The following is a 16,704-nucleotide window of genomic DNA, read 5'->3' on the forward strand; positions in this document are numbered from 1 at the left end:
GGGCCCTCGTCAGGTCGTGGGTGCACTGGTCGCGGCATCCGGTTTGAACCCTCACGTCGAGTCCGATGTCGAACGTCGATTTCGCGCCTGTCTCACTGAGAGCGTCGGCGAACCTTTTATATATGCCGTCCGAACGTCCGCTCGTGACTCACGAGGACGACGGCGCGGCGGCGGACGCGACAGAGTACGCGGACGGTAACGAGAGTCCCGACGACTCTCGCGTCGACCGGCTGGAGCGGCATCCGACGAGCGGACCGCACAACTCGCTGTGGTCGTGGCCGGACGCGAAATCGCCGCCGACCGTCGTCCGCAACTACGCCGTGATCGTGCTCGCGCGGATCTGCCCGAGTCTCCGGCTCAAGAACTGGCTGTTGCGCCGGATCGGCGTGACCGTCGGTGCCGGGGTCGCGTGGGGGTTGGAGTCGACCCCCGACGCGTTCTGGCCCGAGCGGATCGTGGTCGGCGACGACGCCATCGTCGGCTACGACGCCACGCTGCTGTGTCACGAGTTCCTCCGCGACGAGTACCGCCTCGGCGACGTGGTCGTCGAGGCCGGAGCAATGATCGGGGCGGGAGCGATCGTCCTTCCGGGCGTCACGATCGGGGAAGGGGCCCGCGTCGCCGCCAACTCCCTCGTCGCCGAAAACGTCCCGCCCGGGACGACCGTCGCCGGCGTGCCGGCCGAGGTCGTCTCGCGGGCGAGCGGGGTGAGCACGGAACGTATCGCGCGTGGTGAGAACGATGCGAGTGGTGAGAACGATGCGAGTGGTGAGAACGATGCGAGTGGTGAGAACGATGCGAGTGGTGAGAACGAGCAGAGCGAAGCGGACGACGACTGACGAACCGGATCGGATTCAGCGTTCGTCGTCGTCGGTCGGCGCACCGTCGCTTTCGCTTCCGCTTTCACCGCCCGCAGCGGGCTCCTCCCCCCCGCTTCCCCCGTCGTCAGCGGCCGCGGCCGCCTCCTCCGCGTCAGTGATGTGCGCCTCGGTGCTCACGCTCTCCAGGTCGACGCCGACCTCGCAAGCGACGGCGTCGAGGACGGCCCGCTGTTCGGCCATCTCGTTTTCGAGCGCCTGCACGCGGTCCGAGGTGTCGATGACCGTCGTCTGAGTCTCCTCGACCTCGTCGCGGAGTTCGTTGATCTTCTGGTACGTGCGCTCCGCCCTGTCGGCGAGCGTCTGGATCTTCTTGGCCGTGTCGCCGAATCCCATACCGGGTCGATGGTCCCCGCGATACGTGTGCCTTTCCGTTCGTCGCGGTCGGCCGACACCCGCGCTGACGACGGTGGACTTTTGGCCGAACCGCCCGACGGGACCGTATGAGCGTCGAGCGGATCCTGTTGACGAACGACGACGGCGTCGACGCCGTCGGACTCCGCGCCATGTACGAGGCGCTCGCGGACGACTACGAGGTGGTGGCCGTCGCGCCGATCGGCGACCAGTCGTCGACCGGCCGGACACTGTCCGACGAGGTCGACGTCCGCGAGCACCAGTTCGGGTACGCTGTCGACGGAACGCCGGTCGACTGCGTGGTCGCCGGGCTCGGCGAACTTGTTCCGGACGCCGACGCGGTCGTCGCGGGCTGTAACGAGGGGGCGAACCTCGGCGCGTACACGCTCGGACGGTCCGGCACCGTTTCGGCGGCCGTCGAGGCAGCCTTCTTCGACGTGCCCGCGGTGGCGACCTCGATGTACGTTCCGGGCGGCGAAGACTGGTGGAAGCGGGAGCTGAAGCCGGCGGAGTTCGCCGAAGCGACCCGCGCGACGCGGTTCCTCGTCGAGGCTGCCGACGACGCAGAGGTGTTCGATCGCGTCGACTACCTCAACGTCAACGCCCCGATTGCGGTCGACGGAGCCGAGGTCCGGTGTGACCGCGCGCCGATGCGCGTCACCGCGCCCTCGGAGTGGTACGGGATGGAAGCCGTGCGGAACGGCGACGGGCGCGTCGCTTTCTCCGACCCGATCTGGGGGCGGATGAACGCGACCGACGTCCCCGATCCGGTCGGGACCGATCGCCGGGCGGTCGTCGACGGCGAGGTATCGGTCTCACCCCTGTCCGTGCCCCACGCCGCGGAACCGAACGCCGGACTCGACGACCTGGTGGAGGCGTACGCGAACGCCGACTAACGGTCCCCCGATCGCTTCGCTACTCCTCGTCGGCGCTGACCGTCACCTTGGCCTCGCTGACCACGCGGTCACCCATCTCGTATCCGGGTTCGTACACCTCGTGGACCGTCCCGTCGGGTTGGTCGCTCTCCACGCGGAGCATCACTTGGTGGCGGCCGGGGTCGACCTCGTCTCCGGGATCGGGGTCGATCGGCTCGACGCCCTCGTCGGCGAGCACCTCGTCGAACTTCTCCAGCGTCGACTCGACGCCCGGACGGAGGTCGCTCCCCTCGTCTTGGTCGAGCGCGCGCAGCAGATCGTTCCTCACCGGGGTGATCCGCTCGACGAGCGACTCGGAGGCGCGCTCGCGGATCTCCTCCTGCTTCCGTTTCGCGCGCTGCTTGTAGTTGCTGAAGTCGGCGCGGACGCGCGCGAGCTTGCTCGTCAGCTCCTCGACCTCGGCTTCCTTCTCCAGAAGCTCCTCTCGCGTCTCGTCGAGCTCGTCCTCCAGCGCCTCGACCTCCGCCGCGAGGGCCTCGTCGTGCTCGGCGACCGCGTCGGCGACGGAGTCGACGTTGGCGACTGAGTCGTCGTCGGCCGCAGCGGGGGCTTCGTTTTCGGGCTCGTCTTCGACCTCGCCTTCGGCTTCCGTCGCGACCCGCTCGGCGGTCGCCGCCGTGCCGTTCGTTCTCGCCGCGGACGCGTCGGCCTCGGTATCGTCCGGGGACTCGACCTCGACGTCGACGGCGTCGTCGTCGCTCATGTCCGATCGAAGTCGGTCGGCGGGCATAAGCGTTGCAGAACGGAACGGCGAGCGGAGCGGCTATCGCTTCGCCGAGCCGCGACCGATCCGCCAAACGGACCGCTGGACGGATCGCCGAACGGACCCGCCGATCGGCGTTCGCGGCGACGCCGACCCGTGGGAGTATTTAAATCGTGACCCCAAAGCGGGAGCAATGACCGCGCCGAACCGGAACGCGCTGTGGGCGCGCGCCCTCGTGGACGAGCTCGTCGCCGCGGGCGTCGACGCCGTCGTCGTCTCGCCGGGAAGTCGCTCGACGCCGTTGACGGTGGCCGCCGTTCGACACGACGACCTCCGCGTCTTCTCGCAGTTGGACGAGCGCTCGGCCGCCTACTTCGCGCTCGGTCGCGCGCGGCGGACGGGAGAGGTGACGCCGCTGATCTGCACCTCCGGCACCGCCGCCGCGAACTACTATCCGGCCGTGATGGAGGCGGACAACGGTCGCGTTCCACTGTTGGCGCTCACCGCCGACCGCCCGCCGGAACTCCGCGATTCGGGCGCGAATCAGACCGCCGACCAGGAGAAGCTGTACGGAGACGCCGTCCGCTTTTATAAGGACCTCCCCGAGCCCGCGCCGAACGGCCGCGCGCTCCGCTCGCTGCGAACCACCGTCGCCAGGGCCGTCGCAGTCGCGGCGGGAGCGGATCCGGGGCCGGTCCACCTGAACGTTCCATTCAAAAAGCCTCTGGAGCCGACGCGGGTTGCAGGCGACGTGCCGGCCGACCTCGATCCCGTCGCGGAGGCTGGACGTGACGGCCCCTACGTCGACGTGACGCGGGGAGCGCCGGAGCCTGGAGACGACGAGCTACGGCGGCTCGCGAGGGATCTGTCCGAGGCCGAACGCGGGCTGATCGTCGCCGGTCCGGCGGATCCGCCGGGGCTCGACGCCGAGGCAGTCACCGCGCTGTCGCACGCGACCGACTTTCCCATCCTCGCGGACCCGCTCTCCGGCGTCCGATTCGGCGGCCACACTCGGGTCGCGCCCGTGATCGGCTCGTACGACGCGTACCTGTCGGAGGCGGTCGCCGGCGATTCGGAGTCGGCCGCCGACTGGAGCGACCCCGACCTCGTCCTCCGGCTCGGCGCGTCACCCACCTCGAAGCACCTCCGAAAGTACCTCGCCGGCACGGGTGCCGACCAGTACCAGGTCGATCCGGCGGGCCGCTGGCGCGAGGCGGAGTTCACCGCGACAGACCTCATCGTCGCCGAGCCGAGCCGCCTCTGCGCGCGTCTCTCTCGGAGCGTCGGCGGCGGCGGAGGAGATCCGGACTGGCGCGCGCAGTGGGAGAACGCAGACCGGGCGGCTCGGGCGATTCACGGGCGCGAGGGCGACGCCGGCGACGTGAGTGAGGGGTCGAACGGGAACGGGACGACAAACGAGGACGGGGCGTCGAACGGGAACGAGGCGTCGAACGGGAACGGGACGACAAACGAGGACGGGGCGACAAACGATGACGAGCCCGTTCCGTTCCACGAGGGCGACGTCCTCCGAGTCGTCGCCGGCGCGCTCCCCGACCCGGCAACGCTTTTCGTCTCGAACTCCATGCCCGTACGCGACCTCGACCGGTTCGTCGGCCCGAGTACGACGAGCGTCACCGCCCTCGGCAACCGCGGGGTCTCCGGGATCGACGGGATCGTCTCCAGCGCCCTCGGGGCGGGCTCGGCGACGACGGACGACCTCACGCTCGTCGTCGGCGACCTCTCGCTGTACCACGACGCGAACGGTCTCCTCGCGATCGACCGCTGCGACGTCGACGTGACCGTCGTCCTGATCAACAACGACGGAGGCGGGATCTTCCACGCGCTCCCGATCGAGTCGTTCGAGCCGACGTTCACGGACGCGTTCAAGACCCCCCACGGAATCAAATTCGAGCCGCTGGCGAACCTCCACGGACTGCGGTACGCCCGGATCGACGCGCGGGCAGCGGAGCGTGGGAAGCCGGCCGCGGAGGAGAGAGAGCCGGCCGCGGAGAACGCTGCGACCGATGTCGACGATGTTGCCGACGATCTCGCCGGCGCGTTCGAACGCGCCCGCAACGCCGACGGCTCCCACCTGATCGAAGTTCGGACCGACGCGGAGGCGAGCCATCGGACCCGCGAACGCCTCGAAGCGGCGGTCGAGCGCGCGGTCCACGGCAACGAAACGGAGTGAGTCGGTGGCCCTCGCCGACCGCCGACGCGCCTAAGTCGGGAGTCCCCCTACGGGAATGCGTGCAGGTCGTCGGCTACGAGACGGGCGAGGGGCTCTACGTCGCCAGCGGCGGCTCGGTCGAGTTCGTGGACGCGACCGCCGGAACCGAGATCGCCTTCGGGCTGGGCGAGCGTCGCTGTGCGGGGACCGTCCACGACGGCGAACACGTCGCGTGCGACGACGCCGACGCGCCCTACTGCGACGCGCACGGAAGCGTCTGGGTGTGTGCCCGCTGTACGGGAACGTGCCTGAAAGACGAGATGGACTGTCACGAGGAGCACGCGATGTACATCGCCGCGTTCGCCCCGGACGTGCTGAAGGTGGGCGTCACCCGACTCTGGCGGCTGGAGACACGGCTCCGCGAACAGGGGGCGGACCGGGCGGCTCACGTCCGCACGTTCCCGGACGGCCGGATCGCTCGGGAGTTCGAGGCGGAACTGGCCGGTCAGGACGACCTCGTCGACCGGGTACGTGTCCCGACCAAGCTCGCGGGGTTCGGTCGCGACGTCGACGAGGCGGCGTGGGAGGAACTGCTCGACCGGTTCGACCCCATCGAGCGCTTCGCGTTCGACTACGGGCTCGACCTCGACGAGCGCCCCGTCGCCGAGACGATGGCCGCCGGCACGGTTCGTGGGTGGAAGGGGCGCGTGCTGGTGGTGGACCGCGGCGGCTCGACGTACGCCGTCGACGCCCGCGATCTGGTCGGCTACGAGCTGACCGACGACGTTCCCGAGCGCGAGCTCCAGTCGAGTCTGGGCGCGTTCGGCGGCTAACCGGCGTCGACGATCGATCGTCGGCCGCCGATCGTCGGGCGCGTTCAGTGGAATCGTTCTCGAAGAGGTAATTCTCAACGAAACGGTTCTGGTGAAATCACCCATAACCGATCCATTCCGACCTGGCTGCTGTCAATACAGGAACGGCGGCGAGCGATTTCTGGAGTGGGTATTGCGGACCGCCGCCGTCGACGTGGTATTTAAACAGGTGAGCGTGACGGCGACGACTGATTATAAATAAAGAGCGGTGCTGTACGGTGGCGCGCCTCCGAGCGTCCGCAGGGCGCGAGGAGTCCGCGAGGGACGCCGCGAGCGGAGCGAGCGGCGAGGTTGGGGAGGTGTGAGGTGCGGTGCGGTGTGGTGCGGGGTGGGACTCAAAGGGGCAGGCGCGAGGAGGAAGACGCGCGACGTTAAGGACCGCAGGAGCGAGCGCATCGACTCCTCGCGGCTGGGGCTTTGTAAGTGTTCACCACGCTAGCAACCACTTATAAACTATCACCGCCAGAAACACAGCGATTCACCGTGCCAACAACGATAGATACACAGCCTCCAGCAACACCACTTGTTCAGTTATAAATGCTCTCTCCAACACACTGAGATACCCACTCCCGCAATTGATCAAGGGGAAATCTCCAGCGAGTGATTGTTCCATCCCGTGTTGGATCTGGAAAATAGGACTTCAACAGACCCAACGAAGCAATTCTCGAAGGGACGATTCTCGAAGAGGCGGTCAGACGCCGCGGCCCTGCAGGCGCTCTTCCTCGGGGATGTCCGCGTTCGACTGACCCTTCATCCCCTTGCCGATCCCGGAGGCGATGTCGGCCAGCTCGTCGGGGTCGTCCCAGTTGTTGACGGCCTCGACGATGGCGTTACCCATCTCGACCGGGTCCTCCGCGCCGAAGATACCGGAACCGACGAAAATGCCGTCACAGCCGTGATACATCATCAGGGCGGCGTCCGCGGGCGTCGCGATCCCACCGGCCGCGAAGTTGACGACCGGGAGCCGTCCGGCTTCGGCGGTCTCGTGGACGAGGTCGTGGGGAGCGCCGTGCGCGCGAGCCCACTCCTCTCGCTCTTCGTGGTTGAGGCCCATGAGCGTCCGAATCTGGTTCTTGATGGTGCGTTGATGCTGGACGGCCTGGTTGACGTCGCCGGTGCCGGCCTCGCCCTTGGTTCGGATCATGGCCGCGCCCTCTCGAATCCGGCGGAGCGCCTCGGGGAGGTTGCGTGCGCCGCAGACGAACGGGGAGGCGAAATCGCGCTTGTCGATGTGGTACTCGTCGTCGGCGGGCGTGAGGACCTCCGACTCGTCGATCATGTCGACGCCGAGCGACTCCAGGATCTCCGCCTCCTTGCGGTGGCCGATCCGGGATTTCCCCATCACCGGGATCGACACCTCGTCGATGATCTCGGTGACGTTTGTCGGATCGGGCATCCGGGCGACGCCGCCGCGCTTGCGGATGTCGGCCGGGACCGCTTCCAGCGCCATCACGGCTACCGCGCCGGCGTCCTCTGCGATCCTCGCCTGCTCGCGGGTGACGACGTCCATGATGACTCCGCCCTTCTGCATCCGCGCGAAGCCGCGCTTGATGAGGTCGGTACCCCGCTTTAGCTCCTCCAGATCCGTGGCCTCGGACATACCGACGGGTTTCGACGCGCGCCACTTAACGAGTCGCTTTCGGCCGGATTTCGTGCGGCGACCGGGCTCGCGATATGGACGGGTCTCGCGCCGCTCCCGACTCACTGGCGTCACCGCCGCACCGAAACCACCGCAACCAACACCCCACAGCAACCACCATCCCATCGCAACCACCATCCCATCGCAACCACCATCCCATCGCAACCACCATCCCATCGCAACCACCATCCCATCGCAACCAACACCCCACCGCAACCGCAAAGTCCCCGGCCGCCGCAGATCCGGCCGTGACGACCGGAGCCATCGTCGCCGGGGGGCGCTCGACGCGCTTCGGCGACGCAGACAAGTCGGTGGCCGAGCTCGCCGGCGTCCCGCTCATACGCCGGGTCGCGGACAGACTCGCCGGCGCTGACGACCCGATCCCGCCGGGCGCGTCGCGCGCGGCGAGCGGCGACCCCGCGGTCGACGACCTCGTGATCAACTGCCGGCCCGACCAGCGGGACGCGATAGCCGACGCGCTCGACGGCCACCCGCTCCCCGTTCGATGGGCGCTCGACGACGAGCTCGACCTCGGACCGGTGGCCGGGATCCTGAACGCCTGTCAGGCCGCCCCCGGAGAGTACGTCGCCCTCGTCGCCTGCGACATGCCCTTCGTCGATCCCGCGTTCGTCGCGTCACTCGTTTCGGACGCGGCGGGCCACCGCGTGGGGGATCGTGTCTCGGCGGACAACGAAACAGGGGGCCACGACGCGGCGGACAACGAAGCAGCGGGCCACGACGCGGCGGTACCGCGGCTCGACGATCGGTGGTTCCAAACGACGCAGGCGGTATACCGCGCGGCTCCGATGGCCGCCGCCTGCGACCGCGCGCTCTCCCGCGGAGAACGGAAGATCCTGTCGCCGCTCGACGAGCTCGACTACGTCGTCGTCGACGACGAGACCATCCGCTCGCGGACGACCGAACGCACGTTCACGAACGTGAACACGCGCGCGGAGCTCGCGGAGGCCAACAGCGCCGTGACCGACGCGCTGGGCGATCGGTGACGCCGGCTACGACCGCCGACATTCGGATCAGTCCGTGAGAACCTCGTACGCCTCGTTCAACTCCTTGAACGCCTCCTCGTCGCCGTCTTCCCCGTCGGGATGGAGCCGCTTCGCCCGCTCGCGGTACGTCGATCGGATGGCGTCCCGATCGGCTGTTCGATCGAGCCCGAGCGTCTCGTAGGCGTCGCGTTCGCTCATCCCGGTCGCCGGGGGTGATCGGTCGCGAGGATCGCCGTCTCCGCCCGCGCGAGGGCCGGCGTCTCCACCGGCCGCCCCGCCGCCGAATCCGCCTCCGAATCCGCCGCCGAACCCACCGCTGGCCGCTTCCGCTCGCCGGTTTGCAGACCGGCGATGCGCGGACCGGCGGTGCGCGGATCGACGGTGTTCCGCGGCCCCGGCGCGCTGGCGGGCTCGTTCGCGGTCGGCCGGTCCCACGCGGGCTGCCTCGCGACGGACGCGGTCGCGAAGCCGTCCGCTGGCGTGGTACCAGAGCACGTACGAGACGACGCCAAACGGGACGGCGACCGCCAGCAGGATCGGGGAGACGACGACCCCGGCGACGAGCATCAGGGCGGTCAGCCCGATGAACGTCGCTGCCACGCCGACGACGATCGCGCGATTCGTCACGGATCCCGATCGGGGACCCAGCGTTGTAAGGCTCCCGGGCGGTGGCGTTGTCGGATTAGTCGTCTCCGCATCGTCCCCTCCACATCGTTCTCCTTCCCCTATTTCCCCTCGGTTCTCCTCCGCACCGTTTATGACCGCGGGCGACGGGATCCATGGTATGCCGACCGCGGATCGAGAGACGGTGACGGGGATCCCGCCGGGAATCGCTGCCGCGCGCGAGGATCTCACGCCGATGCTCTCGCAGTACGCGGACCTGTGTGCGGCCCACGAGGACGCGCTCGTGTTGTTCCAAGTCGGAGACTTCTACGAGGCATTCTGTGAGGCCGCGGCGGCCCTCGCCCACGTCTGCGAGGTGACGCTCACGGAACGCTCCGACTCGACCGGCGACTACCCGATGGCCGGCGTCCCGATCGACAACGCCGCGCCCTACCTCGAATCGCTGCTCGACGCGGGCTACCGCGTCGCGATCGGGGACCAGGTCGAGGACGCCGAACAGGCGTCCGGACTGGTCGACCGCGCCGTCACGGAGGTGATCACGCCGGGGACCGTCGTCGAGGACGACCTCCTCGACGCGGGGACGACCAACTACGTCGCGGCGGTTGCGGCCGACGGATCCGAGGACGGCGACGTGAATCGCAACGCGAGCGACGTCGCCGGTGGTGTCGGCGATCGACGCGTCGGCCTGGCCGCCGTCGACGTCTCGACCGGCGAGTGTCTCGTCACCGCGGGCGATCGCGACGCGATAGCCGGGGAACTCGATCGGATCGCCCCCGCAGAGCTGATCGCGGGGCCCGACGCCTCCGATTTCTCGCCTACCGACGCGGAGCGCGGCTGGGAAACCCACGCGTACGACTCTGCGGTCTTCGACCGGCGAGCCGCGATCGAGCGGCTGGAGCCGTACCTGCCCGCGCCTGACCGGCGGTTCGACGGCGACGCGGAACTACGAGCGGCGGGGGCGGTCCTCGCGTACGCCGAGTACACGCAGGGCGACGCCGGACCACTCTCGTACGTCACCCGGATCCGGCGGTACGACCCCAGGGATCGGCTTCGGCTCGACGCGGCCGCCCAGCGCAGCCTCGAACTGTTCGAGAATCGCGGGTTGGGCGCGAGCGACACCCTGTTCGACGCCCTTGACGAGACGAGCTGTGCGCTCGGCCGGCGCTGTCTGGAGCGCTGGCTCCGGCGGCCCCTCGTCGACGCCGACGCGATCCAAGACCGCCACGACGCGGTGGGCGAACTGACCGACCGCACGCTCGTCCGCGAGGGGGTCGCTGACGCGCTCGGGGCCGCCTACGATCTCGAACGGCTCGTGGGACGGATCTCCCGGGAGCGGGCCGACGCCCGGGATCTCAGGTCCTTGCACGCGACGCTCGCGGTCGTGCCGGAGCTGAAAGCGACCCTTTCCGGGACCCGTTCCGGGGCGGAGGGCGCGGGCGCCGGGTTCCACGAGGAAGACGACGGCGATCTCCCCCGAACCGCCCACCTGCGGGACCTCCGCGGCCGCCTCGACGAGTTGGGCGAGATCCGCGATCTGATCGACGAGTCGATCGCGGTCGATCCGCCGACGGAGATCACCGATGGCGGCGTGATCCGGGACGGATTCGATGGCGACCTCGACGCTCTTCGCGCGACCGAACGCGAGGGGCGCGAGTGGGTCGCCGACCTGGAGGCGGCGGAGCGCGAGCGTACCGGTATCGACTCGCTGTCGGTCGGACACAACCAGGTCCACGGATACTACATCGAGGTGACCGACGCCAACCTCGGTCGGGTCCCGGACGACTACCGTCGGCGACAGACCCTCAAGAACAGCGAGCGCTACTACACCCCGGCGCTGAAAGAGCGCGAGGAGCAGATCGCTGGGGCGTCCGAGCGCGCAGACGCCCTGGAGTACGAGCTGTTCACCGACGTCCGCAAGCGCGTCGCCGACGAGACCGAGCGGATACAGGACCTGGCGGACGCGCTCGCGTCCCTCGACGCCCTCTGCTCGCTCGCGACCGTCGCCGTCGAGTCGGACTACGTCCGTCCGGAGATTGTCGACGACCCGGACGCCGGCGTCGCGATCGAGGGCGGTCGGCATCCGGTCGTCGAGCGCGCTTCGGACTCCTTCGTCCCGAACGACGCCGACCTCCCGCGCGGGTCGATCGCGGTGATCACGGGCCCGAACATGAGCGGGAAGTCGACGTACATGCGGTCGGTCGCGCTCGCGGTCGTGCTCGCGCAGACCGGCTCGTTCGTCCCGGCGCAAGCGGCCTCGCTCCCCGTCTTCGATAGGCTGTTCACCCGCGTCGGTGCCTCAGACGACATCGCCGGGGGCCAGTCGACGTTCATGCGAGAGATGAGCGAGCTGACGGAGATCCTCCACGACGCCGGGCGGGACTCGCTCGTCCTCCTCGACGAGGTGGGTCGCGGCACCGCCACGACCGACGGACGCGCCATCGCCCGCGCCGCGGCCGAGTTCATCCACGACGAGTTGGGGGCGACGGCGCTCTTCGCGACCCACTACCACGAGCTTACCGACCTCGCCAACGAGCGCGAACGCGCCTTCAACCTCCACTTCACCGCGACCCGCGAGAACGGCGACGTGACGTTCCTCCACCGCGTCGTCCCCGGTGCCTCCTCTTCGTCGTACGGGGTCGAGGTCGCCGAGCTCGCCGGCGTTCCCGCGCCCGTCGTCGAGCGATCACGCGGCCTCGTGACACCTGAGACGCCCGACGCGGAGACGGGCGACGCGGAGACGGGGGATGCGGAGACAGGCGACGCGGAGACGGGCGACTCCGACTCCGCGACCGGGGCCCGATCCGAGGGCGACGCGTCCGACGGAAACGACATCGGTAGTGACGCCCTTCCCGACCACCCATCCGATCCCGAGACCGATCCCGAGACCGATCTGGCAGCCGCCCTCCGCGAGTTCGATCTCGCCAGGATGACGCCGATCGAGGCGCTGAACGCCCTCCACGGCCTCCAGTCGCGAGTGGACGATGACGGGTGAGAAACGCGCTACGGACGGGAGCGACCAGGTGGGGTCGGACCGCGTCCGCAGACTCGACCCCGCCACCGTCGATCGGATCGCCGCCGGCGAGGTGGTCACTCGTCCGGCCCGTGTCGTCGGCGAACTGATCGACAACGCGCTGGACGCCGACGCCTCCCGCGTCGAAGTGGCGGTCGACGGCGACGGCACCGACCGTCTCCGCGTCGGCGACGACGGTTGCGGGATGGCCCGCGAGGACGCCCGTCGCGCGGTCGAGCGGCACGCGACGAGCAAGCTGGACCCGGACGGCGATCCCGTCGGCATCGACTCGTTCGGATTCCGCGGGGAGGCGCTGGCCGCGATCGCAGAGGCCGCGCGGCTCGAACTGACGACGAGCGACGGCGGCGCGGTCGGGACGCGCGTCGTCGTCGACGGAACGACCGCGGAGCGGGACGGATCGCGGCCCCCCGCCGTCTCGGACGCCGGCCGGGCCCGCGGCACTACGGTCGTCGTCGAGGACCTGTTCGCGACCCGACCCGCGCGTCGTGAGTCCCTCTCGGGGGCGTCCGCCGAGTTCGCTCGAATCTCGTCGCTCGTCGCCGATTACGCGCTCGCGAACCCCGAAGTCGCGTTCACGCTGGACCACGACGGGTCGACGACGCTGTCGACGCCCGGTTCCGGACTCACCGACGCGGTGTTCGGCGTCTACGACCGCGAGACGGCGAGCCGGTCGACGGAGCTGTCCGCGAGCGCCGAGGTCGCGACGGGCGACGGACCGATCTCGGTGGCCGTCTCCGGCGCGCTCGCGTACCCCTCGATCACCCGTTCCTCCCGAGATCACGTCCGCGTCTCGGTGAACGGCAGACCGGTCCGGAACGATCGGCTCGCGGCGGCGATCCGGGCGGGGTACGACCGGCTGCTCCCCGACGGGCGAGAGCCGGTCGCGGCGATCGACGTCGGCGTTCCGCCGACCCGCGTCGACCCGAACGTTCACCCCGCGAAGCGAGAGGTCGGGATTCGCGACGCCGATCCGATCGCGGACGCCGTCGAATCCGCCGTCGGCGACGCGCTCACCGGTGCGGACCTCCGGCGGAAGTCGGACGTGGACACCGACCTCGGCTCCGCGCTCGACCCCGTCGGCGACGGAGATGGGGGCCGTCCCGCCGCGTTCGCCGACGCGGACCCGATCGGGACGTTTCGGGACCTCTACGTCCTCGTCGAGGCCGGAGACGATCTGCTCGTCGTCGACGGTCACGCCGCCCACGAGCGGGTGAACTACGAGCGGTTCGCCCGCGCGTTCGACGATGATCCGGTGCCGACCGCCGCGCTCGATCCGCCCGCGACCGTCTCGCTGTCGGCCGACGAGGCGGCGGCCGCGGAGGCGCACGCGGACGCCCTCGCCGCGCTCGGGTTCGAGACGGAGCCGTTCGGCGGGGGAACGGTTCGTCTTCGGTCCGTCCCCGCGCCGTTCGGGCGATCGGCCGACGCGGCCGCGTTCCGCGACGCGCTCGCGACGGTATCGAGCGGAGAGTCGCCGCGTGACGCCCGCGACGCGCTGCTCGCGGATCTGGCCTGTCACCCGTCGCTGAAGCGCGGCGAGATCGACGGTCTGAGCGGCGGAGACCTCCGCTCGCTGCTCGACCGACTCGGAGAGTGCGAGCGCCCCTACGCGTGTCCGCACGGGCGACCGACCGTGCTCGCCGTCGACGAGGCGACGTTCGCGGCGGGTTTCGAGCGGGATCGATGAGCGGTCGCGGCCGTCGTCACGTCCCCTCGCCTGCATCGCTCGGTCACTCGCCCGAGGAATCGCCGGAGCCGGGCGGAATCCGTCGGAATCTGGACGGCGTCAACCGTCCTCCGGCCCCTCGACGCGCTCGACGCGCTCGACCGTTTCATCGCCCGCGGCGGTCCCCGGCGGGAACGACACCGTCCGCTGCGGGTACGGGATCGAAATGCCCGCTTCGGCGAAGCGTCGCTGAATCTCCTCGACGGCGGTCGCCTTCGAGCGCCACCGCGCCTGCGGCGTCGGCGGGTCGATCCAGAAGCGGAGGTCGAGCAGGATCGCGGAGTCGCCGAACCCCGACGGGATCACGTACGGCGCGGGGTTGTTCGCGATCGTATTCACGTTCTCCAACACGTCCTCGGCGATGTCGCTCGCGGCGTCGGGGTCGTCGTCGTAGCCGATCCCCACTTCCATGTGAATCCGGAGTCGGCCCTCCCGGCTCCGGTTCGTGATCGCCTGGTTGGTGACGAGGTCGTTCGGCACCACGACGTACTCCCCGTCGAAGTTCCGCATGTGGGTGTTCATGATGGTTATGTCGGTGACGAACCCCTCCTCGTCGCCGATCTCGACCCAGTCGCCGATCTCGAACGGGCGCGCGAACATCAGGACGAAGCCGGCGATGAGCGACCCCAGGGTCTGGCGGGCAGCCATCCCGAGCACGATCCCGAGGAATCCCGCTCCGACGAGGAGGCCCCCGAGATTCACGCCCCAGATACCGAGGACGGTCACGCCCGCCACGGCGAGCACGCCGACCTGCATGATCCGGGTGAGCAGTTGCTCTTGATGGGCCGTGATCCGATCGCTGTCGTCGGACAGCTCCGAGACGTATTCCGATAACACGTCGCTCGCGACGTACGCCGCACCGAACAACAGCGCGGAGAGGAGCGTCCGTGCTCCGACCGTGACGAGACTCTCCGCGACGGGGAGCACCGCGACGACGACGGCGAACCGGCCCCACAGCGCGAGGATCGCGACCGTCGCCGCCGCGAACAGCGCCAGTTGGAGGATCCCGACGAGTAACCGCAGCCCGAACGAGACCGGAACGGCCTCCCGGAGGGTCTCGATCGAGTGCTCTCCGCGGTCGTCGAAGAAGCGCTCCAGCCAGCGCGACGCCAGACGTTCACCGGCTCGCACGGCTCGTGGGAGAAGTAGCCATCCGACGGCGGCCGTCGCGAGCAGGATTCCGGCCGTCGCGGCCACGCGCGCTTCCGTCGTCGCGATGCTCCCCAACAACGCGTCGAGTTGGGGGCCCAGTTGTGCGGTCACTTTCGGTATCTTCGTCCTGTCGCCCATAAATGATGCCCTGCGGCTATCGATTCGGAGAACGGTTCCGAACGACCTCGGGGGAGGGCGGCCGAGACAATCAGCGTCCGCGACGAAGCTCCTCGATCAGCTGTTCGATGAGGGCCGACTGCCTGTCGAGTCGTTCGGATTGAGTCTCGACGGTCCGACGGAGCGCGGCAACCTCCGTCGCGAGGTCCTCGTCCTCGACGCCGGCACTCTCGAACGGCGAGCCGTCGAAAGCGTCCGCGTCGGATGCCTCGATCGAATCGCCATCGGCCGGTCGGCCACCTTCTGAGCCACCCTCGATCGAGTCGCCGTCGACCGAGTCGCCGTCGAGAGGGGCGTCGTCGAGAGGGTCGCGGCCGACCGAATCTCCGTCGAGCGGGTCGGCATCGAGCCGGTCGGCGTTCTCCCCGCGAGTGGCGACCGTGTCGTCACCCGCCGAGGGGGGCGCGCTCGCGTCGCGATCGACAGCTGCGTCCGCGTGGGACTCCGAATCATCAGGCGTCTGATCTGCCGGGCTTGAATCTGCGGGCGTCGGATCCGCGTCCGATTCGTCCGCAGACCCGGCCGGCGTCGGGATCTCCGACTCCGCCGTTGTCTTCGCCTCACCACCCGCCTCCGCTTCCGCCTCCGCGTCGGCGACGGGCGACGCCGACAGGGGATCGGGGCCTTCACCGAAGTCGGTGGTCCCCCCGGTCTCGTCCGCACCGTCTCCGCCCTCGGAGCCGTCGCCCTCGTCGTCGGCGACGGTCACCCGGAATTCCTCGAGGCTGTCGACGCCGCGGAACGAACACACCGCGTCGACGAGAGTCTCCCGGACGGCGCGCGCGGATTCGTTGGGAGCCTTGAACCGCTCCGAGCGGCCGTCGTGGGCGAGCACGACCGCGGTCGCGACGGTCCCCTCCTCGAAGTCGAGATCGGTGAGATCGGCGTAGGGGAACTCCTCGAACTCCGGGTCCCAGACCGCTGAGCCGACGTGTTTGACGAGCCGGTCGCTGGTGACGACGAGAGTCAGCTCGGAGAAGCGGAAGGTCCGCACGACCGATTCGCCGGGGTCGGTGACGCCCGTCGCGGACAGGACGCCCGCGAGGATCGGATGGAGCACGTCGTCGGCGCGCTTCGCCGGCACGGAGATGGTCTCGTCGCCGTCGAGGCCGTAACTGAGGGTGAGTTTCGCCTTGCGGCGGCCCGTCGAGACCGCGATGCGCTCGACGTCGTGGGAGTACTCCTCGACGGACTCGTCCGACAGCAGCCCGTCGCCCCGGTAGACGAGGGTCCGCGTCGGCGTGACCGCGAGTCGGTCGGCTCCCCCGAGCGAGATCTCGGCGACGACGTCCTCGTCGCCGACGGTCCCCGCGAGCAGGTCGGGAAGACTCATATCCCGGAGATTCGACCCGTCGGGCATAAATCCGCGGGGTCCGCGACGCCGGTGCCGGACGCCGCGCCCGGCCGCGTCGGACTGAGCACCGCCGCGAAGCGCCTCC

At 69.6% G+C, this 16,704-nt stretch carries 13 protein-coding genes; 7 read left to right on the top strand and 6 right to left on the bottom strand.

Annotated features, from left to right (window positions below; all coding sequences use genetic code 11):
* The first annotated feature begins 143 nt into the window (after positions 1 to 143).
* Positions 144 to 839, top strand: coding sequence for an acyltransferase (locus ACFQEY_RS15835; protein WP_379770943.1), 696 nt, complete (start codon positions 144 to 146; stop codon positions 837 to 839).
* A 15-nt stretch (positions 840 to 854) separates the two neighbouring features.
* Here ACFQEY_RS15835 and ACFQEY_RS15840 read toward each other — a convergent pair whose 3' ends face one another.
* Positions 855 to 1,214: a DUF5798 family protein gene (locus ACFQEY_RS15840; RefSeq protein ID WP_379770436.1), complete on the bottom strand. Its 360-nt coding sequence runs from the start codon at positions 1,212 to 1,214 to the stop codon at positions 855 to 857.
* A 107-nt stretch (positions 1,215 to 1,321) separates the two neighbouring features.
* On the opposite strand from ACFQEY_RS15840, the gene surE reads away from it, so the two are divergent.
* Positions 1,322 to 2,128: a 5'/3'-nucleotidase SurE gene (surE, locus tag ACFQEY_RS15845; protein WP_379770438.1), complete on the top strand. Its 807-nt coding sequence runs from the start codon at positions 1,322 to 1,324 to the stop codon at positions 2,126 to 2,128.
* Between the two features lie 19 nt (positions 2,129 to 2,147).
* Here surE and ACFQEY_RS15850 read toward each other — a convergent pair whose 3' ends face one another.
* A complete protein-coding gene (locus ACFQEY_RS15850; protein WP_379770441.1) occupies positions 2,148 to 2,870 on the bottom strand; it encodes a nucleotide exchange factor GrpE in 723 nt (240 codons plus the stop codon).
* Positions 2,871 to 3,063: 193 nt separating this feature from the next.
* Here ACFQEY_RS15850 and menD point away from each other — a divergent pair, with 193 nt between their 5' ends.
* Together menD and ACFQEY_RS15860 are read left to right on the top strand one after the other, a co-directional pair.
* Entirely contained in the window at positions 3,064 to 5,061 is a 1,998-nt protein-coding gene (menD, locus tag ACFQEY_RS15855; protein WP_379770945.1) for a 2-succinyl-5-enolpyruvyl-6-hydroxy-3-cyclohexene-1-carboxylic-acid synthase, read from the top strand.
* Between the two features lie 59 nt (positions 5,062 to 5,120).
* Positions 5,121 to 5,873, top strand: coding sequence for a DUF2797 domain-containing protein (locus ACFQEY_RS15860; RefSeq protein ID WP_379770443.1), 753 nt, complete (start codon positions 5,121 to 5,123; stop codon positions 5,871 to 5,873).
* A 730-nt stretch (positions 5,874 to 6,603) separates the two neighbouring features.
* Here ACFQEY_RS15860 and pdxS read toward each other — a convergent pair.
* Positions 6,604 to 7,512, bottom strand: coding sequence for a pyridoxal 5'-phosphate synthase lyase subunit PdxS (gene pdxS / locus ACFQEY_RS15865; RefSeq protein WP_379770446.1), 909 nt, complete (start codon positions 7,510 to 7,512; stop codon positions 6,604 to 6,606).
* A 287-nt stretch (positions 7,513 to 7,799) separates the two neighbouring features.
* On the opposite strand from pdxS, the gene mobA reads away from it, so the two are divergent.
* Positions 7,800 to 8,555 (top strand): molybdenum cofactor guanylyltransferase, encoded by a 756-nt coding sequence (gene mobA / locus ACFQEY_RS15870; protein ID WP_379770448.1) that lies wholly within the window; start codon positions 7,800 to 7,802, stop codon positions 8,553 to 8,555.
* Positions 8,556 to 8,582: 27 nt separating this feature from the next.
* On the opposite strand, the gene ACFQEY_RS15875 is transcribed toward mobA, so the two are convergent.
* Entirely contained in the window at positions 8,583 to 9,182 is a 600-nt protein-coding gene (locus ACFQEY_RS15875; protein WP_379770451.1) for a DnaJ domain-containing protein, read from the bottom strand.
* A 157-nt stretch (positions 9,183 to 9,339) separates the two neighbouring features.
* Here ACFQEY_RS15875 and mutS point away from each other — a divergent pair, with 157 nt between their 5' ends.
* On the top strand, positions 9,340 to 12,171 hold the full coding sequence (gene mutS / locus ACFQEY_RS15880) for a DNA mismatch repair protein MutS (protein WP_379770453.1): 2,832 nt from the start codon (positions 9,340 to 9,342) through the stop codon (positions 12,169 to 12,171).
* Entirely contained in the window at positions 12,161 to 13,897 is a 1,737-nt protein-coding gene (mutL, locus tag ACFQEY_RS15885) for a DNA mismatch repair endonuclease MutL (RefSeq protein ID WP_379770455.1), read from the top strand. The genes mutS and mutL overlap by 11 nt, the downstream gene beginning before the upstream one ends.
* 99 nt (positions 13,898 to 13,996) lie before the next feature.
* Here the strand turns inward: mutL and ACFQEY_RS15890 are convergent, their stop codons facing one another.
* Both ACFQEY_RS15890 and ACFQEY_RS15895 read right to left on the bottom strand, forming a co-directional pair.
* On the bottom strand, positions 13,997 to 15,199 hold the full coding sequence (locus tag ACFQEY_RS15890; RefSeq protein ID WP_379770457.1) for a mechanosensitive ion channel family protein: 1,203 nt from the start codon (positions 15,197 to 15,199) through the stop codon (positions 13,997 to 13,999).
* A 97-nt stretch (positions 15,200 to 15,296) separates the two neighbouring features.
* Complete coding sequence (locus tag ACFQEY_RS15895) at positions 15,297 to 16,598, bottom strand: DUF7115 domain-containing protein (RefSeq protein WP_379770459.1); 1,302 nt, start codon at positions 16,596 to 16,598, stop codon at positions 15,297 to 15,299.
* Positions 16,599 to 16,704 lie beyond the last annotated feature (106 nt).

The organism is Halorubrum trueperi (assembly GCF_042662525.1).
In the GTDB taxonomy this organism is placed as follows: Archaea; Halobacteriota; Halobacteria; order Halobacteriales; family Haloferacaceae; genus Halorubrum; species Halorubrum trueperi.